Raw genomic sequence first — 22738 nt, 5'->3', positions numbered from 1 at the left:
TGGTCACGCGGGCACCTCCGCCCTGACTGCGGGACGAGACTTGAAGCGCCCGAACACCTTCTCGCGGAAGGCGGGCGACTGGGACAGGCAGAGCGCCACGACGACGACGGCCTTGAACAGCAACGTGGCCTGCGAGGGCACGCCGACCGCGACCACCGTGACGGTGAGCGCCTGGATGAGCAAGGCGCCGATCACGGTGCCGGCGATGGAGAACCGGCCACCGACCAGCGCGGTGCCGCCGATCACCACGGCCAGGATCGCGTCCAGCTCGATCAGGTTGCCGGCCGAGATGCTGTCCGCGCTCTTGATGTTGGCGCTGTAGATCAGGCCGGCGAGACCGGCGAACCCGCCGGCCACCACGTACACCATGATCGTGATCCGCTTGGCGCCGATACCGGCCAGCCGGCTGGCCGTCGGGCTGCCGCCGACCGATTCGAGCAGCAGGCCCAGCGCGGTGCGCCGGGTCAGCAGCACGATCAGAGCCACCGCGGCGGCGGCGATCAGGAACGCCACCGGGAGCGTGAGGAAGAAGCCGGTGGCGATCGTCGCGTACGGCCCGGACTGCACGTTGATGATCTGACCGTCCGTGATCAGCTGGGCGATCCCGCGCCCCGCCACCATCAGGATCAGCGTGGCGATGATCGGCTGGATGCCCACGAGCGCGACCAGCGCGCCGTTCCAGAGGCCGAGCGCCAGCGACACCGCGATCGCGATGCCGATGATGAGCAGCACCGATCCCACGTTGTTCTGGTCGCCCAGGTCGCTGATCAGCAGGCAGGCGACCGCGCCGGAGATGGCCATCACCGAACCCACCGACAGGTCGATGCCGCCGGTGGCGATCACCAGGGTCATGCCGAGCGCGACCAGGACCAGCGGAGCGCTGCCCCGCAGGATGTCGATCAGCGTGCCGAAGAGGTGCCCGTCCTGGACGGTGATGAACTGGTTCGAGGTGAACACGTTGACGGCCAGCAGCACCACCAGGATGGCGGCCGGCCAGAACAGCCTGTTCTTGAGGATGGAGGTCATGGCGTCGCTCCGCTGGCGATGGTCTGCATGATGCGGTCCGCGTCGACGTCGGCGGTGTTGTCGAGTTCCTCGACCAGCCGCCGGTCGCGCAGCACCTCGATCTTGTGGCTGAGCCGGAGGACCTCCTCCAGCTCGGCGCTGACGAACAGCACGGCCATGCCGCCGTCGGACAGCTCGGCGACCAGTTTCTGGATCTCCGCCTTGGCGCCGACGTCGATGCCCCGGGTGGGCTCGTCGATGATGAGCAGCTTCGGCTCGGTGATCAGCCACCGGGCCAGCAGCACCTTCTGCTGGTTGCCGCCGCTGAGGTTGCGGACCGGGCGCTCCGGGTCGGCCGGGCGGATCTGCAGCGCCTTGATGTATTTCTCGACGATCTCGTCCTGCCGCCGGCGCGGGATCGGACGGGTCCAGCCGCGCGCCGCCTGCAGCGCCAGGATGATGTTCTCCCGGACGCTCAGGTCGCCGAGGATGCCCTCGGTCCGGCGGTTCTCCGAGGAGAAGGCGATCCCCCGCTTCATCGCCACCTGCGGGCTGCGCAGGTTCACCGGCTTGCCGTCCAGGCTGACCTCACCCTGATCGGCTTTGTCGGCGCCGAACAACAACCGCGCCAATTCGGTACGACCGGAGCCCAGCAACCCGGCCAGGCCCACCACTTCGCCCTCGTGGATGGTGAGGTCATAGGGGGCGATCGCCCCGGTGCGACCGAGGCCCTTCGCCTCGATGACCGGCTTGGCCTCGGCCGCCCGCACCCGGGTGCGCTGCGCCTTGCCCTCCAGGTCCTCCAGCGCCGCCAGCTCCTTGCCGATCATCTTCTCGACGAGCTGCACCTGGGGCAGGCCGGCGGTCTTGTACTCCCCGATCAGCTGGCCGTTGCGCAGCACGGTGAGCCGGTCGGACACCTCGTAGACCTGGTCCAGGAAGTGCGAGACGAACAGGATCGCGGTGCCGTCGGCCTTGAGCCGGCGCATCACCTTGAACAGCTGCTCCACCTCGGAGGCGTCCAGGCTGGACGTCGGCTCATCCAGAATGAGCACCCGCGCTGAGATATCCACCGCACGCGCGATGGCGACCATCTGCTGGATCGCCAGGGAGTACGTGTTCAGCGGCGCCGAGACGTCGAGGTCCAGGTCGAGCCGGGCGAGCAGCTCGGCGGCGCGGCGGCGCATCACGCTCCACTGGATCCGGCCGAACCGCTTCGGCTCGCGGCCGATGAAGATGTTCTCCGCGACCGAGAGGTTGGTGCAGAGGTTGACCTCCTGATAGACGGTGCTGACGCCGGCCTGCTGGGCCTGCAGCGGACCCGCGATCCGCACCGGCTCACCGCCGAGCTTGATCTCGCCACCGTCGATCTCGTAGACCCCGGTCAGCACCTTGATCAGGGTGGACTTGCCGGCCCCGTTCTCGCCCATCAGGGCGTGCACCTCACCGGGGAACAACCGGAAATCGACGCCGTCGAGGGCGACGACGCCGGGGAAGACTTTTCGGATCCCGGTCATCTCGAGGACCGAGGACTGCTCGCCCATTCTTGCTCCGTTTCGAAGCGCCGCGGGTGTCCCGGCCGGGCCGGCCGGGACACCCGCGGTATCGATCAGTACTGACGGGTGGGGAGGGCTTCCTTGGCCTGCTCCGGGGTGAAGGTGGTCTCCTCGGTGAGGACCCGCTCCGGGATCTGCTCGCCGGCGGCGGCCTTCTTCGCCAGGTCCATCAGCTGCGGGCCGAGGAGCGGGCTGCACTCGACGATGAAGTTGATCTTGCCGGCGGCGAGGGCCGTCATGCCGTCCTTGACCGCGTCCACCGTGATGATCTTGATGTCCTTGCCGGGCACCTTGCCGGCCGCCTCGATCGCCTCGATGGCGCCCAGACCCATGTCGTCGTTGTGCGCGTAGAGCACGTCGATGTCCGGGGTGGACTGCAGGAACTGCTCCATCACGGTCTTGCCGTCGGCACGCTTGAAGTCACCGGTCTGCGACTTGACGACCTTGATGTTCGGGTTCGCCGCGATCGCGTCGGCGAAACCCTTCTGCCGGTCGATGGCCGGCGCCGCGCCCGTGGTGCCCTGCAGCTCCACGACGTTGACCGGCTCGGTCTTGCCCTCGTACTCCTTGACCAGCCAGTCGCCGGCCTTCTTGCCCTCTTCGACGAAGTCCGAGCCGATGAAGCTCTTGTAGAGGGTCTTGTCCTGCGCGTCGACCGCGCGGTCGGTCAGGATCACCGGGATGTCGGCGTCCTTGGCCTCCTGCAGCACCGCGTCCCAGCCGGAGACGACCACCGGCGAGAAGGCGATGACGTCCACCTGCTGCGTGATGAACGAGCGGATCGCCGAGATCTGCTGCTCCTGCTTGCCCTGAGCGTCGGCGAACTGGAGCTTGATGCCGGCAGCCGTCGCCGACTCCTGGATCGACTTGGTGTTCGCCGTCCGCCAGCCGCTCTCGGCACCCACCTGGGAGAAGCCGAGGGTGATCTGACCGTCGCCGCCGCCGCTGTTGGTGCCCGAGCCCGCGTCGTCGCCATTTCCACCACAGCCCGCGAGCGCCGAGACGGCGAGAACACCGCTCAGCACGGCCACGGAGAGTTTGCTGCGCACTATAACCTCCCGAAACTGTTACCGTTCACAAATTAAGCGGCGGCTGGCTGACCTGCCATGACCGCGCGAATCTGGGTGCCGCTGCGACCGGGGTCACAGCTTGCGTTTCGTGAGTGTTACCGTTCTCAAACTCGCAGTCAAGAGATCCTGATCAACGTTTCCGACTCGTTGCAAGAACGGCCCTATCGCTCATGGTCATCGAACCGTCACCTGCTAAACATCCCCCAATGGCTACTCCCGCACCAGCGCCGGGCCCCGACCCGGCCGACGTTTCGCACGCCTCCGGCGGTGCTCCCCGGACGCGTCGCGAGCTCCGGACCGGCAAGGAGCGCGGCACCGTCATGCGCGACGTGGCGAAGCTGGCCGGGGTCTCCCACCAGACGGTCTCGCGAGTGATCAACGAGCATCCGAACGTGCGGGCCGAGACGCGCGAGCGGGTCCTCGCCGCGATGCGCTCGCTGAACTACCGCCGCAACCTGGCCGCGCGGACCCTCGCCACCCGGGAGAGCCACACGCTCGGCATCATCGGGTTCGAGACCACGTTGTTCGGCCCCGAGTCCATGCTGTACGGCATCGAGAGCGCCGCCCGGGCCGCCGGCTACCTGGTCAGCGTGGCCACCGTGCGCGAGCTGGCCCACCGCCCGGTGCTGGAGGCGGTCGACCGGCTCGCCCAGCACGACGTCGACGGGATCATCGCGATCGCGCCGAAGCAGTCGGTCATCACCGCCCTCACCCACGCGCCGACCGGCCTCGCCTGCGTCGCCGTGGGCGGCGCGGCCGCACACTCCGCCGTCGAGGCCTCGGCCGAGCCCTTCCCCACCGTCCGGGTGGACAACATCGCCGGCGCCCGCCTGGCCACCCGCCACCTGCTGGACCTCGGCCACGCCACCGTCCACCACGTGGCCGGCCCACCCGACTGGCCCGAGGCCCAGGCCCGGGTCGAGGGCTGGCGCGACACCCTCTATGCCGCCGGAGCCGTCGTGCCCCCGGTCACCAGCGGCTGGTGGGACGCCGCCGCCGGCTACGAACAGGGCCAGCGCCTCGCCGCCGACCCGTCGGTCACCGCAATCTTCTGCGCCAACGACCGGATCGCCCTCGGCGTGCTCCGCGCCCTCCACGAGGCGGGCCGCCGGGTGCCCACGGACGTCAGCGTCGTAGGTTACGACGACATGCCGGACTCCGGGTACTTCATCCCCCCGCTGACCACGGTCCACCAGGACTTCGCCGAGCTGGGCCGCCGCGCGCTCGCCCTGTTGCTGCGGCACATGGCCCGGCCCGACAGCGACGCACCACCCGAGGCGGTTCTCGTGGCCCCCATGCTGGTGCCCCGGGCCAGCACAGTCGCACCACCACATCGGTGAAACGTCTCAACATCCTTTTCTGGTACGCCCACGCGTCCCACCAGCACGATGCTGCCCGCGGCGCCCGCGCCCCGGGGCCACACGCGACCCGCTGCCACCCCGGGCCGCAGCGCGACCGCCGGGCTGAAGCGCCCGGTCACCCACCGCGGTCCCCTATCCGACAGCGAAGAACTCACCCTGACCGGTGACTGAACGCCGCATGACGGCTGCGGACCGTTAGAGTCCGAAACGTGCTCGACGACGACGCACGACCCTCGGCGCTCCCGGTGCTGCCCACCGGGACGCCGTACCACGTCAGTCGCCGCAACGACGCACCCGCCGGCCTTTCCGGCCCCCTCCGCAACGACGCACCCGCCGGGCCCTCCGTCTCGCGCCGCAACGCCCCGGCTGCCGGCGTCCGGGCCGCCCCCGGCACCGCGCGCGCCGCCGGCAACGCCTCGCCCGCCGGGACTCCGGTCCCCCGCCGCAACGCCCCGCCCGCCGTCGCGGGCCGCAATGCCTCACCCTCCGGCGCCCACAGCAATGCCTCACCCACCGGCGCCGCCACCCCCACCGCGTCCGGCCCATCGACCGAGGGACGGTGACCGAATGAGTCCGGCGCCCTCCGGCTGGCTACGCCGCAGACACCCGCGACTCTCCGGAACCCTGCACATCCGAGACATCGACGGCCACGAGCTGTCCGTGCCACTACGCGGGCGCGCGGCGGTGCTGACAGCGGGCGGCACCGGACTGACCGGCTACGGCGAAGTCTGGGCCGTCCACACCGCACCGTCCGCGGCGGAGACCAGCCTGATGATCGTTTATGGACCCGACGGCCCCGCGGAGAACCGCGAGTCCGGCCTCTGCGCGTCCGGCGAGACAGTCACCCTGGGCAAGGTCGAGTTCACCTGGCGCGGACCGTCGGCCCCCACCGCCGTCACGATCCCGCGTCCCCGCAAAGCCGGCGCCAACGTCCTGCGCATGCCCCCCGCGAAGACCACCAACACCCGCGACGAACCACCGCCGACCGGATCAGCCCGCCTGCGCCGGCAGCTGCGCAACATGGTCCGCATCGTCACCCAGTCCCGCCGCTGACGGCGCTCACCGCCCCATGCAGGGCCACCCCAGCGTGTGAAGTTGCGGCTCGAATCGCACCCCAACTTCACACACCGCTCCACGCTCGGCGGACAGCGCTCACCGCCCCATGCAGGGCCACCCCAGCGTGTGAAGTTGCGGCTCGAATCGCACCCCAACTTCACACACCGCTCCACGCTCGGCGGACAGCGCTCACCGCCCCATGCAGGGCCACCCCAGCGTGTGAAGTTGCGGCTCGAATCGCACCCGAACTTCACACACTGCTCGCCGGGCGCTCAGGTGGTCGGGTTGCCGTAGTAGGCGCCCGGCCCGTGCTTGCGCTTGAAGTGACGCTCCGCCAGGTGCGCCGGGATGGCCGCAGCCGGGTTCAGCGCCAGCGTCTTCAGCGCCATCTCCGCCACCGCCTCACAGATGATCCCGTGCTGCACCGATTTGACCGGGTCAGCCCCCCACGTGAACGGACCATGGTTGGCCACCAGCGCGGCAGGCATCCCCGCGGCAGCCTCGTCGTCCCCGATCAGCTCCACGATCACCCGGCCGGTGTTCAGCTCATAGTCGGTCGCACATTCCTGCTCGGTCAGCCCGCGGCTCACCGGCACCGGCCCGTTGAAGGTGTCGGCATGTGTGGTCCCCAGCAGCGGGATGTCGAGACCCGCCTGAGCGAAGGCCACCGCGTTGGTGGAGTGCGTGTGGGTGACCCCACCGATCGACGGCCACGCGAGATAGAAGGCGCGGTGGCTCTCGCTGTCGACGGACGGCCGCAGGTCCCCGCCGAGGACCTTGCCGGTCTCCAGGTCGACCGGCACGAGGCTCTCCGCGGTCAGGTCCGCGTACGCCACCCCGGACGGCTTGATCAGGTAATACCCGCCGTCGCGGTCGATACCGCTGACGTTTCCCCAGGTCAGCTGGGCGAGCCCGGCTTCCGGGATCATCAGGTTGGCCTGGAGAACAGCCTCGCGCAACGCCTTGGATCCGTGAGTCACCTCGGTATGTTAGCGCTAACTCAGCCCAGTTCGGCGACGGCCTGAGCGACCCGCGCCCGCAACGTCTCCGGCAACGGGACGTAGCCGGCGCCCGCGGCGGCCCGCTGCCCGGCCTCCCCGGCGGCGTACGCCAGGAAGCTGCGCGCCACGGCCGGCGTCCCGGTCCGGCACACCACCTCGTACGTGATGGTGACCAGCGGATAGGCCCCCGCCGGCGGGTCCAGCGTCAACCGCAGGTCGGCACCGGCCCGGGCCGATTCGACGGCCCGGCCGGTGGCGTAGTCGGTCGGCGCCGCGAAGCCCTCCGCCCGGTCCCCGAGCCAGGCCGTGGGCAGGTCGCCGGCCCGGGCGTAGGACGCCTCCACATAGCCGATCGCCCCGTCGGCCGCGGCGATCTCCGCCGCCACCCGGTGACTGCCCCGCCGGCCGGTGCCGACCCGGGCCGGCCACGAGCTGCTACTGCCCGCCGTCCACTCGGGCGCCCGGGACAGATAGCCCGTGAAGTTCGCCGTGGTGCCGGAGCTGTCCGAGCGGTACACCGGCCGGATCCGTGTCGCCGGCAGCACCACGTCCGGATTGTCCAGTACGATCGCCGGATCGTTCCAGACCGTGATCCGGCCGGTGAAGATCTTCGCCAGGATGGCCGGCGTCAGGTTCAGCATCTCCGCCCCGGCCACGTTGTAGGCCACCGCGATCGGCCCGACGACCATCGGCAGGTGGACGACCGGTCCCCCGCACCGCTGCTCCGCCCGGCGCTGGTCCGCCGCCCCGAGCGGCGAGTCGGTCCCGGCGAAGTCGCCCGTCCCGTCGAGGAAGGCCCGCACCCCGGCGCCCGAGCCCACGCTGCCGTACTCCACAGCCGCCTCGGCACAGGCGATCTGATAGTCCTCGATCCACGCGTGCACGGCGCTGGTCTGCGCCGACGACCCCTGCCCGGTCACCGACCCGGCTTCGCACGCGACGGCGGCCGGGGGCGGTGTCGAGAAGGAGGCGCCGCACCCGGCGAGGCTCACCAGGCCCGCGAGGGTGACCGCCAGGCGTCTCATCGGTACTCCGCCAATCTCTTCCGCACTCCCAGCAGGGTCAGGACGATCACCAGCCCCAGCCCGGCGGGCGGCAGCACCACCCATCCGGTGACGGTCAGCTCCGCCGCCCGCAGATCCCGGTCGAACTCGCGCTCGTGCCGGGTGGTGACCGCGGCGACCGCCGCGTCGAAATAGGCGAAGTCGAACGCGGCGTCACCACGCCGGAGGCCGGTCAGCGCCGCGACCGCCTCCGCCCGGCGATCCGCGTCCGCCGCGGCGAGGATCCGCTCGTGGTCGCGTTCGTACGCCTGCCAGCGCCGGTGGGCCTCCGCGCCGGCCAGGACCGGTAACCCGCCGCCGGCCAGGTCGGCGGAGCACACCGCCGCCCCGGTCAGGCACACCGACTTGGCGGTGAAGCCCGCCCGGTAGTACTCGAGGTTCTCGCTCACCACGTACCGGCTGGTGTCGGCGGCGGCGTCGTAGCTGATCGCACGCAGCCGGGACAGCTCCAGATAGGGCGCGAGGTTGTCCGCGCGGGCGCCGGCCAACTGTCGCTCCTGCGCGCCGAGGACCACGACCGCCGCAACGATCAGCAGCGCGCCGGCCCCGGTCGCGGCGAGCAGCGCCGGGTTGACGATCCGGCGGAACCGGCGGGCCAGCCACACCTGCTGCCCGATCAGGAGCAGCAGCAGCGCACCGCCGAGCAGCACGGCGAGAACGGTGCCGGTGGTCTCGGTGCTCCGCTTCGCCGCGTACGCCCGGTCCAGACGTTCCTCGCTCTGTTCCAGCAGACGCCGGGCGCCGGGCAGCAGACGTTGGTGCATGAGGTTCGTGGCCTGGGTGTAGAACCCCCGCTCGCGGGTGGCCAGCGCCTCGCCGACCCGCTGCCGATAGACGGCCAGCCCGTCCGTCAGGTCGACGACCACGCCGAGGTTGGCCGCGGTGAGCGCCCGCAGGTCGGCGTCGACCTGCCGGCCGCGGTCGCGATAGCGGCCCTGCGCGTCGATCCGGCTGCCCGCCGTCTCGTCCGCGTCGCCGGCCAGCAGGATCCGGGTGGCCTGCGCGTCGAGGTCGCTCAGCGCCAGATAGAGGTCGGCGGCCGCGACCGCCTGCGGGGTGGCCTCGTGGCCGATCACCCGCACCTGCTCCTGCACCCGGGACATCACCACGGCCAGGCTCAGCAGCAGGGTGGCCGCCACCGCGACGACCAGCCCGGTCCAGAGGCGCAACCGGGCCGGCGTCGCCGGGCGAAGCACTTCCTCAAGGAACACGCCTTCACCCTAAAACCGCAGGTCAAGACACTTCTTGTTTACCTCAGGGACCTCGGCAGGCTGATTTCGATCCACTCGTTGTTGTCCGCGACCCCGGGGGCACGGCCGCTGGAGAACGGGAAGTTGTTGTCGTTGAGCACAGCGATCCGGCGGTCGTCCAGGATCACGACGTCCTCGATGGTCTGGAACGGGAAGGTGAACGTGGTGCCGAAGCCGCCCAGCCCGCGCGGGTTGGCGATGTTCATCAGGTCGACCAGGAGGGTCTTGCGGAGCGCGTCGCCGTGCCGGGAAGCGATGTAGATCTTCTTGAACACCGCCGTGGCGCCCTGTCCGTTGTCCCGCTCGATGATCAGGAAACGGTTGCGGTCGATCGCGATGGCGTCGCCGATCGCGTTCGACGGCGCCTCGAGCTGATAGGTGAGGCGCTTGCCGGTGTACTTCCCGGTGCGCGTGTCGAACTCGTTCATCCGCAGCTGCCCGGCCGGGTCACCGGTCACGGTGCCCTCCAGCAGCGCCCACAGGTGACGGCCGTCCGGCGCGGCGGCCAGGCCCTCGAAACCCTTGCTGCCGCCCAGGTTGGCGGTGCCGCCGGTGCGGGCCGCGGTCTCCGGGGCGGTCACCCCGGGCAGCGGCACGGGAGCCGACAGCAGCCGGCCCGCGCGGTCGAAGTGCAGCAGGTACGGCCCGAACTCGTCACCGATCCAATAGGACCCGTCCCGGAGCTTGACGATCGACTCCACGTCGAAGTCCGCGCCGGTCAGCACCCGGTCGGCACGCGTGAGCTTCCATGGCACGTGACCGCGCGGGTCGGTGAGGTTGACACCACCGAGCACGTCGACCGTGTTGGTGGCGAACGCCGGGGCCAGCCGCTGGATGCGCAGCAGGAAGTCGCCCGAGTTCGCCTGGTTGCCGTACCCGTTGTCGGAGAGCACGTCGTAGGTGCCGTCGCTGTTGCGGGCGATGCCGGAGAAACCCTGGACCGGCTGGTCGGCGAACGGCACCGGGAAACCGTTGGTGTTGCCGGTGACCAGGCTGCCGGACGGCTCGCTGCCGGGCACGAAGGTGCCGGCCGGCAGCGACGCGAAAGCGGTCAGGGTGGGCGTAGTGATCCTCGAGTGACCGCCCGCGTGGGACGCGTTGCCCGTCAGCGCCAGGCTGAGACCGAGGGCGCCGGCGAGCAGAATGACCTTTCTCATGTGGCCGGACCCTAGGTCTCGCGGGTGAACGGCAGGCGGCTCACCCGCGTCCGGCGGTGGACTTGCGGCGACGTTTCGCCGACGCCTCGTGCCGCGGCAGCGACGCCACGTCCGGCAGGCCGTGGTCATAGGTGAGCCCCTCCCCCGCCTGGACCAGGTGACCCTCGGCGACGAGATCGGCGACCATGCCGGTGAGGCGGGCGTCCAGCTCGGGGGAGCGGCGTGACGCCCAGCCGTAGAGGCGGCCGGTCGCGGTCAGCAGCTCCTCCAGGCTGAGCACGCCGCCGTCGTGGACCAGGTGTTCCATGGCGAGGCGCACCTCGGCGTCGGCGATCTGGTCCGGTTTGCGGGACACGCCCTCGGCGCGCAGGCGCACCGCCGGGACCGGCTGCTCCGGGTCGCTCAGGAACGCGCCGTCCCAGCTCACGCCCGCCTGCCCGGCCTCGAGGAGACCCTCGATGACGGTGCGGGCCTGCTTGGTGATCCGGGTCAGCTCCCACTGCTCCCGCATCCGCTGCAGGACGAGGTCGACGTGCACCGGGCCCTCCACCCGGGCGATCTCCCGCAGGGCCTCGGCGATCTGCGGGCGGGTGCCGGCTTCGGTGAGGCCGGCGCCGGGCCGGATCTTGGAAAGACGGGCCTTCTGGTACGGGTGAGCCCACTCGCTGCTGCGGTCCACCGGTTCGGGAACAGCTGTCGAGGCCGTGGCGGTCTCGGCCACGGGCATCGCGGTCGCCGGCATCTCGGGCCCGAGCGCTTCCGCGGCCGGCGCGGTGACCGTCGGGGCCGCCGGCACCTCCCACTCGACGCCCAGGGTCGCCAAGCCCTCGAAATCCGGTGTGGCCAGGCCCTCGGCGCCCGCGGTCGCCAGGTCCTCGGCGGGCACTGTCCGCGGGCCCTCGAACGCCGCCACCGGCACCACGAACGGCGGCTCCTCCGCCGGCGGGTGCACCGGGTGCAGGTCGGTGACCTCCTCCCGGTGCAGGTGCTCGAAGATCGCCGGCTCGACGTGGTGCTCCTCGGCCGGGGCCGCCACGTCGGCGGCGTGCCGGCCGAAGTCGTCGGTGCCGGCCAGATAGGCGCGAGCCTGCTCGGCGCCCACCTCGAACTCCTCGTCGACCGCGAACTGCTCCTCGCGGCTCGCGGCGGCCACGTACAGCTCCGCCTCCGCCTCCGCCTGCAGGTCCGCCTCGGTCTCCGCGGCCAGGTACGGCTCGCCCTCCGCGGCCACACAGGGCTCGCTGTCCGTGGCCAGGAACGGCCCGTCGACCTCGGCGACGTCCGCACCGGCCGGGTACGGGTCGTCGACCGCCGTGACGTCCTCGGCCGCCAGATACGGCTCGTCGACCGGGGCCGCCTCCTCGTCCGCCGGGAAGCGCTCCGCGACCACGTGACCCGCCACGTCCTCCGGCTCGGCGGGTGCCGTTCGGTCGTACCCCCCGATCTCCTGCTCCTGAACCGGCTCGAAGCCGGCGGCCGGCGACGGTGCCGGCGCCGCGGTCTCCGTCGCCGTGACCGTCAGTTCCGGCGCCTGCTCGACGGGGAACTCGGCGAAGGCCGCGTCCACCGCGGCCCGCAGGCGGTTCTCCTCGTTCTGCCGATCCAGGTACCACGCGGTGCCCCAGATCCGGTGCAGCCGCCAGCCGAGGCTCTGCAGCTCCTGCTCACGCAGCCGGTCCCGGTCCCGGGCGGCGGGCGCGGAATCGTACGTGGTGCCGTCGCACTCGATACCGAGGGCGAACGGGGCGTTACGGCGGGCGTTGCGGCGGATCGCCAGGTCGATGCGAAAGGAGCCGGTACCGACCCGGGTCTGCACCCGGTAGCCCCAGGCCCGGAGCACGTCGCGCACCGAGTCCTCGAACGGCGTCTGCTGGTCCGGGCGGCTGTCCTCGACGCCGAGGGCCGCCTCGCCGCGCACCGCGTAGTCCAGATAGGCGGCCAGGTGCCGGTGGTCGTCGGTGTCCGGCAGGTCCCGCCCACGGACCGCGGAGATCACCTCCAGCCGCCGGGCGGCGCGTGTGGTGGCCACGTTGAGCCGCCGCCAGCCGTCCGGGCCCGCCAGCCCACCCAGCTCCTCGCCGATGGCCAGGATGACCACGTCCCGCTCGTCGCCCTGCACCGTGTCCAGGTCCTTGACGAAGAACCCGCGCAACCGGTCCTCGTCGTGCGCGGCCACCATGTCGTGTACCGCGACCTCGATCTCGTGCGCCTGCTCCGGCGTGCAAGCGACCACGCCGAGGCTCAGGTCGGGACGGGTGACCAGGTGATGGGCGACCCGGCTGGCGACCATGCCGCTCAGCGGGGTGTCGCCGCCGGCCGGGAACAACTGCACCCCGGCGTCCGGGCCGGGCGGACCGGCGGCCGGGAAGGTGCCGAGCCCGCCGCGGTAGAAACTGTGGTTGGCGAACGAGATCAGCGACTCGTGCCGGCTGCGGTAATGGGTGGGCAGGTCGATCACCCGGAACGCGCCGCAGGTGATGGCCAGGTCCAGGATCGACAGCCCGTCGCCCGCGGGCACCGGCGCCGTGGTGAGCTGCCGGTCGTCGCCGACCACGATCAGCGAGCTGCCGCGGTACGCGCAGGCGACGGCGTCCGCCACCGGCATCCGGGACGCCTCGTCCACGATCACCACGTCGAACTGGAGCTCGGCCGGCAGCAGCCGGCTGGCCCCGGCCGGAACGGTCACGAAGCAGGGCTTCACCGCCATCGTGGCGTGCCGGGTCTGCGCGATCAGGTCGCGCACGGCCGGGCGGCGACCCTGCTGGGCGGCGCAGGCCCGAAGCAGCGCGGCCTCGGAGGCGGCGGTGTCCGAAGGCTGCCGGGCGTCGACGGCGTTCATCACGTCGGCAGCGGCGGCCCGCTGCAACCGGGCGTCCCAGAGCCGGAACTCGCTGATCAGCCGGTCGTGACCGATCGCGTCGAGCGGTGGCAGCCGGTCGTCCTCGCGGATCACGGTGTCCGCCCAGGACTGGAAGAGGGCCCGGCCCAGCACCGGCAGGATCTGCTCGACCGGCAGGTCCTCGCGGGCACAGAAGTCGACCACCGCGTCCAGGCCGTGTTCGGACAGCACCGTCCGCGCGGCCTGGTACTCGAACCACTCCTGCTGGCCGCGGCTGTCCTCCAGCAGCGCGTGCAGCAGCTCCCCGGCGTGCTCGAAGTCGTCGAGCGCGGCGGTCAGCGACGGGTGCCGGCGCGGCGCGAAGGCCCGCAGGATCCAGTCCCGCGCCGCCTGCCACTCGCCGACCCGGGACGGCAGCGGATCCGTCGGCCGGGCCTTGCGCAGCACCGCCACCTGCTCGGGGGTGAACGCGATGTCCCCACCGGTGCGCACCCGGCGCGCCTCGGAGGTCCAGGCCATCGCGGCGGCGAGCGCGTCCACGTCGGTCTGGGTGCCGCGGTAGACGGCGCCGAGCACCTTCGCGTACTCGGCGGCGTTCGCGGACAGCGCCGCGGCGGCGTCGGAGGCGCTCTCCCGGAGCATCCCGATCGCGGCCGACTCGGCGAGGGTGAAGTCCCGCCCGGCCGCCGCGCTGTACGCCTGGACCAGCTCCGCCGCCGCGGTGAACGGCTCCACGTGCGCCCGCAGCCAGGTGACCGCGTCGTGGATCGGGCCGGCCGCGAGTTGCGGGCGCGGCGCCGGCTCGGGCGCCGGGCGCAGCGCCGCGGTCCACCGGTCGAACTCCTTGCGCGCCTCGGAGACGATCCGGATGATCGCGCTGTTCGGGGTCGGTGCGCTGACCCGCTCGATCACCGCCGGCAGCGCCTCCGGCGGCGTCACCTGCAGCACCTCCTCGGCGGTGCGCAGGGCGTCGTCGATCGCGTCGAAGTCGGTGTCGAGCCGCCGCCAGTGCCGCCCGAGGATCTTGGCGTGCTGCTTCTCCGCCTCCTCCAGGTCGAGGATGGACCGCTTCCACGCCGCTGCCGCGCTCAGATTGGCGACCGCCTGCGACCGCTTGACGTCCGGCCGGGCGATCTCCGCGGCGGCCTTCTTGTCCCGGCGGTACGGCGCCCGTAGCTTGCGCATCCCCTTGTGCACCGTGGCGAAGCGCTCGGCCAGCTCGTCCACCGGCTCGTGCAGCGCGGCGTCGTTGAAGTGTTCGCGAGCCCTGGCCTCGGCCGCCCGCGCCGCTTCGACCGAGCGTTTGAGCACCGCCGACGCGGTCCGCGCGGCAGCCGTCCCAGCGACGTCGAACCAGCCCGGCTCCGGCTTGTGCGGCCGGGACAACAGGTCGACGATCGCGGCGACCCGGCCGATGTCGGTGAACGCCACGACGTTGGGCAGGCCCAGCCGGGCGGTCACCCGGTCCAGGCTGTGCTGGTGCTGTTCGAGGCGGTCCGCCTCGTCGGCGAACCGGCGGGCCAGCCCCCGGGCCTGGGCCGCGGTGATCGGCAGCAGCTCCACGGCCGGCGGCTCCAGGTGCGCCAGACTCGGCACCACCGGCAGCTTGGCCGGGTTGGGCAGCGACGACCAGGTCACGCCGGCCTTGGCGCGCACCGCGTCCTCGGCCTCGTGCAGCGTCTTGAGGTGACGCAACAACCCCTCGGCGGCGCGGGCCACCGGCTCCAGGCTGGGCAGTGTCAGCCACTCGTCGACGGCTTCGGGCGGGCGCCGGGCAGCGTGCGACACCAGCGTGGTGAGCGTGATCGTGTCGGTCAGCGCGTGCACGCCGAACACCGCGGCCAGGGAATCCTTGGCGGCCGCCTCGACGAGGTGCTCCAGCGCGGTCTGCGCCTGGTGCAGGCGGGCGTCCAGGCGGTTGCGGTCGATCACGTCCCGCCACAGGAAGTCGTCGCCCTGCACGGCGGGCCGCCACGCGCGCCCGAGACGTTCGGCGGCGTCCCGCACGTTCTGCAGCGACTGGGTGGTCAGCGGCACCGGCAGCGTGGACGGCACCGGGGCGGCCGGCACGTCGATCATCTGCGCGCACATGCCGAGCACGTCGTGCAGCCGGTGCCCGAGCGGCTCGCGGACCTCGTTCATCGCCTCCGCGTAAGCGTTGAGCCGGCGCCGGTGCTCGCGCAGCTCCTCACGCTCGTCGGTGGACAGGCTCGGCGGCGGCAGCGGGATGAAGTCGAGTGCCGCGGCCAGCGCGGACGCCACCTGCAGCCGGCCGGTCCGCCCACTGTGCAGCTCGAGCAGATAGTCCTCCAGCCCGGCCCGGGCCAGCCGCTCCTTGACGGTGTCCAGGGCGGCCGCCTTCTCCGAGACGAGCAGCACCCGCTTACCGCCGTGCAACAGGCACGCGACCATGTTGGCGACAGTCTGCGTCTTGCCGGTGCCGGGCGCGCCGCGCATCACGAAACTGCGGCCGGCCAGGGCGGCGGAGACGCAGGACCGCTGGGCGGCGTCGGCGTCGAGCACCAGCGGCACGTCGTCCGGCGGGGCCAGCTCGTCGATGCGCCGCGGCGGGATCGGCTCGAACCTGAACGCGTCGATCTGCGCCTTCGGGTCGGTGGCCAGCGCACGGACCACCGGGTGAGCGAGGATCTGCCGCTCGTTGTCGACCAGGTCGGCGTAGAGCACCTCACGGTCCACCGGGAACCGGGACAGCATGATCGCCTCGTCGGTGCGCCACTCCTGATGCTCGCTGATCGCGGCGTCCAGCCGGGCCCAGAAGACGGTGACGTCCAGGCCGGTCAGGCTGTCCACGGTGGGCAACTCGACGCCGTACGCGCGCAGGCGCACAGCCAGCGCCGGGTTGACGATGGGGTCCTCCGCGCGGGGCCGCAGTCGCGGGTAGTCCAGCGGGTCCGGGTGTTCCAGATCGACCGGCAGCAGCAGGATCGGGCTGGCGAAGTCCTGGTCGCCGTCCCGCCAGTGCAGCGTGCCGACCGCCAGGTAGAGCGCCGACCAGCCGTGCTCCAGCTGATCACGCCGGTCGACGCGGCGCAGCGCGTGCAGCGTCGCATCCATGTCGGCGTCCGCCATCGGGGTCTGGAACACGTGCGCGGCGCGGGGCCGGGGCCCCTCGGCCTGCTCCTCGATGCCGAGGAAGCCGCACTCACGACCCTGCTGGAGCGCCTCAACGACGCTGCGCGGCGACGGGCTGACCACCGGCACCACGGCGGTGCCGGAGGTCTCGACGTCGATCAGCGGGTTGGCACCGGTGAGATCGAGCAGATCGTTCCGCCAGGTTTCGAGCACACCCCGGACACGTGCATCCGGCCGCCCGGCCAGCCCGTCCGCATCATCCCACCGCATCTGCCCATTCCAACAAGGAGAGGTGGGTCACCGTGGCGATTTTGCGGGTTAATCCGACGTTCCGGACGCCAACCGGCCGAAATCAACCCCTTTTCCGGCCCGCTCAGCCCCCTGGAGCAGCTCTCACCACCCGCCGCCCGGCTCGCTCAGTCCCAGGTGGGCACCCACCACTGCCAGCCGGCCGGGGCGAGCGGCCAGCTCGCGTCGGGGCGCCAGCCCTCCGGCGGGAACCAGCCCTCCGGCGGGACCGGCCAGCCCGGCGGCACCACGAACTTGATCCCGGTCGGCGCCGATGGGATCGGCGGGTGCGGGTTGCTCTCCGGCGCGGGCGACACCGGGGCGACACCGCTGCGCCGGGCCGCGTTGCCCTTGACCACAGCGGTCAGCGCCGGGATGACCGTGGTCTCGGCGTGCACCGCCGCTCCCGGGTCGTCCAGCAACGACACCGGCCGGCCCGCCGACCTGGACCGCTCACCGGACCCGAACCGCTCATCCGGCCCGAACAGCTCACCGGGCCCAGAGCGCTCAGCGGGCCCGGAGCGCTCGCCGGACCCGGACCGCTCACCCGATGCAGAACGCTCCGCCGACCTGGCGCGCTCCGCGGGCACGGACCGTTCCTCCGAGGCTGACGGGGCCGCCGGCGCGGGACTGACCGGACGCATCGGTGCGGACGCCGGGCTGACCGGGCGCACCGGCTCCGGCGCCAGCGGCGCGCGAGCGGCCGCACCCCGCGTAGCCAGCAGCGAACCGGCCGGGTCGGTGAAACCCGGCCCGCGCGGATCACCGAAGCCCGGCCCGCGCGAGTCGTTGAAGGAAGAGCCGGGCAGCTCGTTGAAGAAAGAGCCGGGCAGCTCGTTGGAGGCCGGAGCGGGCAACTCGTTGACGGCCGGGCTGGGCAACTCGGTGAAGGCCGGCGCAGGCGGGTCGTCGAAGGACGCGCCGGCCGGGTCGAGCCGCGGGTTCGCGCCGCCGGGCAGGGACCCGGTCGACGGCAGCGTCGGCAGGCCGGAACTCGGCGACGTGGCCCAGCTCGGCACGCCACCGCTGGGTATCGCCCAGCTCGGCATCGCGTCCCCGGCCGGCGCCCACGTCGGCAGCGACTCGGCGGGCGCGGCCCAGCTGGGCACCGGCTCCCCCGCGGGCATCCAGCTCGGCGCCGGCTCCCCCGCCGGACCCCGGCCCGGCGTCACAGGGAAACCGCCCGAACCCGACGCCGAGGAACCAGCCGGGCCCGGCGTCACGGGGAAACCACCCGAGCCCGGCGTCACAGGGAAGCCGCCGGATCCCGACGCCGGAGGAGAACCGGCCGGGCCCGGCGCCGCGGTCACCGGCGCGGTCGTGCCCGGTCCCGTGCTGGTCACACCGGAGGCCGGCGAACCTGCCGGGGCCCGGCCGGTCGTTGCGGGAGCGGCCTGGGCACTGGCCGGTCCGGAGGGAAAGACAGCCGGTCCGGAGGGGAGGACGGCCGGCCCGGCGGGGACGACCGCAGGCCCGGAGGCAGGGGCCGCCGGGGAGACCGGCGCGAGCCCGGCCTGGCGCCCGGCGTTCGGTTGCCACACCTCCGGAAGGTCCTGGACGCGGGCGATGTGCAGCATCACCTCGGCCTTGCCGTCGTGGCCCTTGACCATCGCACGGGCCGCGGTGACCAGTCCCCGCTCCGCCAGGTGCCGCAGCGCGGGCAGCAGCTCGCCGCTCATCTTCGGGCTCAGGTCGCCGACCCGTGCGTCGCCGATGCGGACCTCGATCAGGTGGTCGGCCATCTCGTGCAACGTCACGTACGCCCAGCACTCGCCCTCCGGGCGCAGCAGCGGCCGGAGCGCTTCCAGGAGCTGCTGCTGGCCGGTGACCTGCACGGCCGAGCCGCTGGGCAGCACCCGATGCTCCTGCGCCGGCGGCGGGTTGGCCGGCACCAGCAGGTGCGGCTCGGCCAGGTCGAGCCGGATCGAGCCGTCGAAGGTGGCCGCACGCCCGTCGTAACCGGCCCACTCCCGGCCCTGGACCCGGGCGTTGACCTCGGGCACCAGGCCGCGGGCGGTCAGCGACGAAAGGACCTCGACGTAGCGGGCCGCCTCCGAGCGCGGCAGGTGGCCGAGCAGGGCGGCACCGGACCAGACGCCCACGGCGTTACGGTCGTGCCGGTTGCTGCGATCGGGTATCAGCTGGAGCGGAACGGTTATCTCGGTTCCGGCGGGGTTGAAGTCGCTGCCGAAGAGCGCACGTATCGCCTTGGCGTAGTGCGTCTCGCCGACCACCTCGGCACTTGCCCAGCCCGCTTGTCCCCACAGTTGGAACCGATTCGCCACACGGGAACGCTAGTGTCTGCTTTCCGTCAGTGACCTCACCCGTACGGACGAGGGCGACCATCCATACGTTCCGTATCGGCTTCGGTCCGCCAGAGCGACTGACGCAACGTTCAGGCGACCATATTCCGGACTCCCCCGCGCAAGCTCGGCGTTCTTCGCACGCTTCCTTTTTGGGTACGCCCACCGAACGGTCCCGGGGCCACACCGCGACCTCGCTGCCGGGCCCGGACCGCCCGGCGGCCGCCGGGCTGACCTGCCGGGCCGGGCAGCCGGGGCGCCGCCACGGGATTCGCGATTCACCACTCGCAGGCAGGACCCGGAAGGCACGCTGAGGTCATGCGTATCGGTGTGATCGGGGCGGGCCGGCTCGGCGGCACTCTGGCGGCATGGTGCGCCGAGAGCGGACACGATGTGGCGGTCACCTCGCGGCATCCGGAGCGGGTGCGCGAGCTGGTGGACCAGATGAACTGGCAGATGCAGGTGATGTCGGTCCCGCAGGCGGCCGCCTTCGGTGACGCGGTGATCTTCGCGCCGAACTGGGCGTCCGCGAAGGAGGCCATCGAGGCGACCCGTCCGCAGATCGACGGCAAGGTGATCATCGACGTCACCAATCCGGCCGTTCCGATCGACGGGGCGCGCGGGCCGGGAGTCTTCTCCGGCGTCGCGTCCGAGATGCCGGGGCCGGGGGCGTTCTCCGGTGCCGCGTTCGCCGGCGACTCCTACCGGGTCAGCAGCAAGAGCCCGGAGGCGCTGGCCGCCGCGGTCACCGGCCCGCCGACCGACGTCACCGACCGGATGCTCGCGCGGTCCGCCACGAAGAGCGGCCTGGAGACGCTGATGGAGTGGGCGCCCGGTGCGCACTGGGTGAAGGCGTTCAACACCATCCCGGCCGAGGTGCTGAGCCGGCGGCGCGGACACGATCCGCTGCTCGCCGAGTTCGTCTGCACCGACGAGCGGGACGCCCGGGAGACCGCCTCGCGGATCATCCGGGATCTGGGTTTCGCCCCGTTCTACGCCGGCGGCGCCAAGGCGGCCCGGCTCACCGAGACCGGCGGCCCGCTGCAGAGCCGCGAGGTGGACGTCCGGGACGCCACCGACGCCCTCGCCGAGGCACTCAACACCCTGCACTGAGCAGGCGAACCGGCCGTTCACCGCGCCGCGCTGAGTTCCCGGGTCATTTCCGGGCGGGGCGTCTGCACCGTCCGGCTGTCCTCACGGCGGCGCAGCCACGCCACCTGCGTGTCGCGGGTCGAGGACGCGTTGGCGGTTCCGATGCTGATGGTCACGACGGCTCCTTCTCCGGTGCCCCCATTCGGTGTGTGAAGTTCGGGTGCGTATACGGGCCGAACTTCACACACACATCCGCACGCTGGGAGGGGCGGGTCAAGTGCACCGCCTATCGGCCCGCACCGCGGATCGTGAAGGATTTCCCGCGGATTTCCCGGCCGGAGCGCCGGAGCGGCCGACATGGCCCGCGTTGCCCGTTCAGCCCGGCGGGAAGACCCCGGGCATCTCTCCGGTCAGGTAGCGCTGGACGGTCGGGCCGAGCGCGGCCACGATCACCTCCGGCGGCGCGGAGGCCATCGGCTCCACCTTGAGCACGTAACGGGCCATCGCGAGGCCGACGATCTGGCTGGCCGCGAACGTCATCCGCAGCCTGCCCTCCACCGGGTCCAGGCCCAGCTTGGGCACCGCGCGGCGGAGGATCTGGGTGATCACGAACTCGCGCATCAGCTTCGTGGTCCACTCGCTGCCGACCACGGAGCGCAGCATCGCCACCCCGGCCGCCCCGGCCGGCCCGTCCCAGACCCGCAGGAAGGCCCGGACGAGGCGGGGGCCGAGGTCCGCGCGGTCCCCGGCCGCCGCCTCGCTGATCAGGTCGATCGGGCTGAACGGCGCTTCCACACTGGCCAGGAAGAGCTTCTCCTTGGTGCCGAAGTAGTGGTGCACCAGCGCCGGGTCGACCCCGGCGCCGGACGCGATCCCCCGGATCGAGGCGCCGTCGTAACCCTTCTCGGCGAACGCCGCGCGGGCAGCGGTGAGGATGACCTCCCGCGTGTCCGGGTTGCCGGGCCGGCGGCCGGTCCGTCGCACCACGTGCAGTCCTCTCGTCGTACCCCAGCCGGGGTCATGGCGTCCTGCGGCGCAGCGTCGCCGCTCCCAGGACGAGCGCGACGATGATCGCGCCGACCACGACCGTGAGGTCGCGCCACATGACGCCGGTCGGCTCGGTGTGCGCGCCCACCTCGGTCAGCGCCCCGACCGAGTACGACATGGGTAGCACGTTGCTGATCGCCTGCAACCAGCCGGCCATCTCGGCGCGCGGCACGAACAGGCCGCACAGCAGCAGTTGGGGCGCCACGACCAGCGGCATGAACTGCACGGCCTGGAACTCGGTCCGGGCGAAAGCGCTGCACAGCAGGCCCAGAGCGACCCCGAGGACCGCGTTGGCGACCGCGATCAGGATGACCAGCCCGACGCTGCCGGCCGTCCGCATGTCCAGCGCCCAGTAGGCGAAGCCGGCGGCGACGGCGGCCTGCGCGGTGGCGGCCAGGCCGAAGGCGACGCCGTAGCCGAACAGCAGGTCGAGCTTGCCGGCCGGGGTGGTGAAGAGGCGTTCCAGGGTGCCGGTGGTGCGCTCGCGGAGCATGGCGATGCTGGTGATCAGGAACATCACGGTGAAGGGGAAGACGCCCAGCATGGTCAGCGCCACGCGGTCGAACGCGCCGGGCCGCCCGTCGTACATGAAGTAGATCAGCGTGATCAGCAGCGTCGGCACGACGATGATCAGCGCGATGGTGCGCGGGTCGTGCCGCAACTGGGTGAGGATCCGGCGGATCGTGCTGACGAGGATCATGCCGGCACCGCCTGCTTCTTGATCAGGCGGAGGAAGGCCTCGTCCAGGTCCGGCGTGCCGGCCGCGTCCTTGACCGCCGCGGGCGTGCCGTCGGCGATCAGCGCGCCCTCGCGGATCAGCAGCAGCCGGTCGCAGCGGTTGGCCTCGTCCATCACGTGGCTGGAGACCAGCACGGTGGCACCGTCGGCGGCGAGCCGGCGGAAGTGGTCCCACAGCTCGTCGCGGAGCACCGGGTCCTGCCCGACGGTCGGCTCGTCGAGGACGAGGACGTCAGGGCGGCTGACGATCGCGCAGGCCAGCGAGGCCCGGCTGCGCTGGCCGCCGGAGAGGTTCGCCACCAGCTGGTCCCGGTGGCCGGTCAGCCCGACCGCCTCCACCGCCTCCTCCGCGGCGGCCGCCCCGAGCCGGTAGAGGCTGGCGAAATACCGGGCGTTCTCGGCGACGGTGAGGTCGGCGTAGACGCTCGGCGCCTGGGTGAGGTAACCGATCCGCCGGCGCAGCGGCGCGGAGCCGGCGGGGTGGCCGAGAACGGTCACCGTGCCGCTCGCGACGACCTGCACGCCGACGATCGCGCGCATCAGGGTGGTCTTCCCGCTGCCGCTGGGGCCGAGCAGCCCGGTGACGCTGCCGCGCGGGATGACGCAGGAGAAGCCGTCGAGGACGAGGCGCCTGCCCCGCTTGACGACGAGGCCGGCGACCTCGATCGCGGTGTCCATCTGTACCTCCCGGAGAAACTCATCAAGTGTTGAACTCAACGCTAGATGAGTTTCTTCATGATCGATAGACGTAGGGCGTGGCATCGGGCGGAAAAGCTCTCAGGTCGTGTCGCCCACGGCCGATCAGGAGGGAGAAGAGC

The 22738-nt window shown here is 72.1% G+C and carries 17 protein-coding genes; 4 read left to right on the top strand and 13 right to left on the bottom strand.

Annotated features, from left to right (window positions below; all coding sequences use genetic code 11):
• Positions 1–3 precede the first annotated feature (3 nt).
• From AC0NH5_RS07325 to AC0NH5_RS07315, 3 genes are all read right to left on the bottom strand, one after another.
• Complete coding sequence (locus AC0NH5_RS07325) at positions 4–1026, bottom strand: ABC transporter permease (RefSeq protein ID WP_474401205.1); 1023 nt, start codon at positions 1024–1026, stop codon at positions 4–6.
• A complete protein-coding gene (locus AC0NH5_RS07320; RefSeq protein WP_474401203.1) occupies positions 1023–2549 on the bottom strand; it encodes a sugar ABC transporter ATP-binding protein in 1527 nt (508 codons plus the stop codon). The genes AC0NH5_RS07325 and AC0NH5_RS07320 overlap by 4 nt, the downstream gene beginning before the upstream one ends.
• Positions 2550–2614: 65 nt before the next feature.
• The gene (locus AC0NH5_RS07315) at positions 2615–3610 is read right to left on the bottom strand and encodes an ABC transporter substrate-binding protein (RefSeq protein WP_474401201.1); all 996 of its coding nucleotides are present in this window, start codon (positions 3608–3610) and stop codon (positions 2615–2617) included.
• Between the two features lie 341 nt (positions 3611–3951).
• Here AC0NH5_RS07315 and AC0NH5_RS07310 point away from each other — a divergent pair, with 341 nt between their 5' ends.
• The 3 genes from AC0NH5_RS07310 to AC0NH5_RS07300 all read left to right on the top strand — a co-directional run bounded on the left by AC0NH5_RS07310 (position 3952) and on the right by AC0NH5_RS07300 (position 6045).
• Positions 3952–4971 (top strand): LacI family DNA-binding transcriptional regulator, encoded by a 1020-nt coding sequence (locus AC0NH5_RS07310; protein ID WP_474401400.1) that lies wholly within the window; start codon positions 3952–3954, stop codon positions 4969–4971.
• A 230-nt stretch (positions 4972–5201) separates the two neighbouring features.
• The gene (locus AC0NH5_RS07305) at positions 5202–5555 is read left to right on the top strand and encodes a hypothetical protein (protein WP_474401199.1); all 354 of its coding nucleotides are present in this window, start codon (positions 5202–5204) and stop codon (positions 5553–5555) included.
• Between the two features lie 4 nt (positions 5556–5559).
• A complete protein-coding gene (locus tag AC0NH5_RS07300) occupies positions 5560–6045 on the top strand; it encodes a hypothetical protein (protein ID WP_474401198.1) in 486 nt (161 codons plus the stop codon).
• 275 nt (positions 6046–6320) lie between these two features.
• Here the strand turns inward: AC0NH5_RS07300 and araD are convergent, their stop codons facing one another.
• From araD to AC0NH5_RS07270, 6 genes are all read right to left on the bottom strand, one after another.
• On the bottom strand, positions 6321–7028 hold the full coding sequence (gene araD, locus AC0NH5_RS07295) for an L-ribulose-5-phosphate 4-epimerase AraD (RefSeq protein ID WP_474401197.1): 708 nt from the start codon (positions 7026–7028) through the stop codon (positions 6321–6323).
• Between the two features lie 20 nt (positions 7029–7048).
• Complete coding sequence (gene pstS, locus AC0NH5_RS07290; RefSeq protein ID WP_474401195.1) at positions 7049–8074, bottom strand: phosphate ABC transporter substrate-binding protein PstS; 1026 nt, start codon at positions 8072–8074, stop codon at positions 7049–7051.
• Positions 8071–9324: a hypothetical protein gene (locus AC0NH5_RS07285; RefSeq protein WP_474401193.1), complete on the bottom strand. Its 1254-nt coding sequence runs from the start codon at positions 9322–9324 to the stop codon at positions 8071–8073. The genes pstS and AC0NH5_RS07285 overlap by 4 nt, the downstream gene beginning before the upstream one ends.
• A gap of 38 nt (positions 9325–9362) precedes the next feature.
• Positions 9363–10520, bottom strand: coding sequence for an esterase-like activity of phytase family protein (locus tag AC0NH5_RS07280; RefSeq protein ID WP_474401192.1), 1158 nt, complete (start codon positions 10518–10520; stop codon positions 9363–9365).
• A gap of 40 nt (positions 10521–10560) precedes the next feature.
• Positions 10561–16722 carry a DUF3320 domain-containing protein gene (locus tag AC0NH5_RS07275; RefSeq protein ID WP_474401190.1) on the bottom strand — a complete coding sequence of 2054 codons (6162 nt, stop codon included), beginning with the start codon at positions 16720–16722 and terminating at the stop codon, positions 10561–10563.
• Positions 16723–16868: 146 nt separating this feature from the next.
• Complete coding sequence (locus tag AC0NH5_RS07270; protein WP_474401189.1) at positions 16869–19025, bottom strand: hypothetical protein; 2157 nt, start codon at positions 19023–19025, stop codon at positions 16869–16871.
• A 336-nt stretch (positions 19026–19361) separates the two neighbouring features.
• On the opposite strand from AC0NH5_RS07270, the gene AC0NH5_RS07265 reads away from it, so the two are divergent.
• On the top strand, positions 19362–20156 hold the full coding sequence (locus AC0NH5_RS07265; protein ID WP_474401187.1) for an NADPH-dependent F420 reductase: 795 nt from the start codon (positions 19362–19364) through the stop codon (positions 20154–20156).
• Positions 20157–20173: 17 nt separating this feature from the next.
• Here AC0NH5_RS07265 and AC0NH5_RS07260 read toward each other — a convergent pair whose 3' ends face one another.
• The 4 genes from AC0NH5_RS07260 to AC0NH5_RS07245 form a co-directional block, all read right to left on the bottom strand.
• A complete protein-coding gene (locus tag AC0NH5_RS07260) occupies positions 20174–20311 on the bottom strand; it encodes a hypothetical protein (RefSeq protein WP_474401185.1) in 138 nt (45 codons plus the stop codon).
• A 199-nt stretch (positions 20312–20510) separates the two neighbouring features.
• On the bottom strand, positions 20511–21122 hold the full coding sequence (locus AC0NH5_RS07255; protein WP_474401183.1) for a TetR/AcrR family transcriptional regulator: 612 nt from the start codon (positions 21120–21122) through the stop codon (positions 20511–20513).
• A gap of 31 nt (positions 21123–21153) precedes the next feature.
• Positions 21154–21882, bottom strand: coding sequence for an ABC transporter permease (locus AC0NH5_RS07250; protein ID WP_474401181.1), 729 nt, complete (start codon positions 21880–21882; stop codon positions 21154–21156).
• Positions 21879–22598: an ABC transporter ATP-binding protein gene (locus tag AC0NH5_RS07245; RefSeq protein ID WP_474401178.1), complete on the bottom strand. Its 720-nt coding sequence runs from the start codon at positions 22596–22598 to the stop codon at positions 21879–21881. The genes AC0NH5_RS07250 and AC0NH5_RS07245 overlap by 4 nt, the downstream gene beginning before the upstream one ends.
• Between the last annotated feature and the right edge of the window lie 140 nt (positions 22599–22738).

It is taken from the genome of Actinoplanes sp. 13, from assembly GCF_056134165.1.
This window is presented reverse-complemented; position numbering and strand designations above follow the sequence as displayed.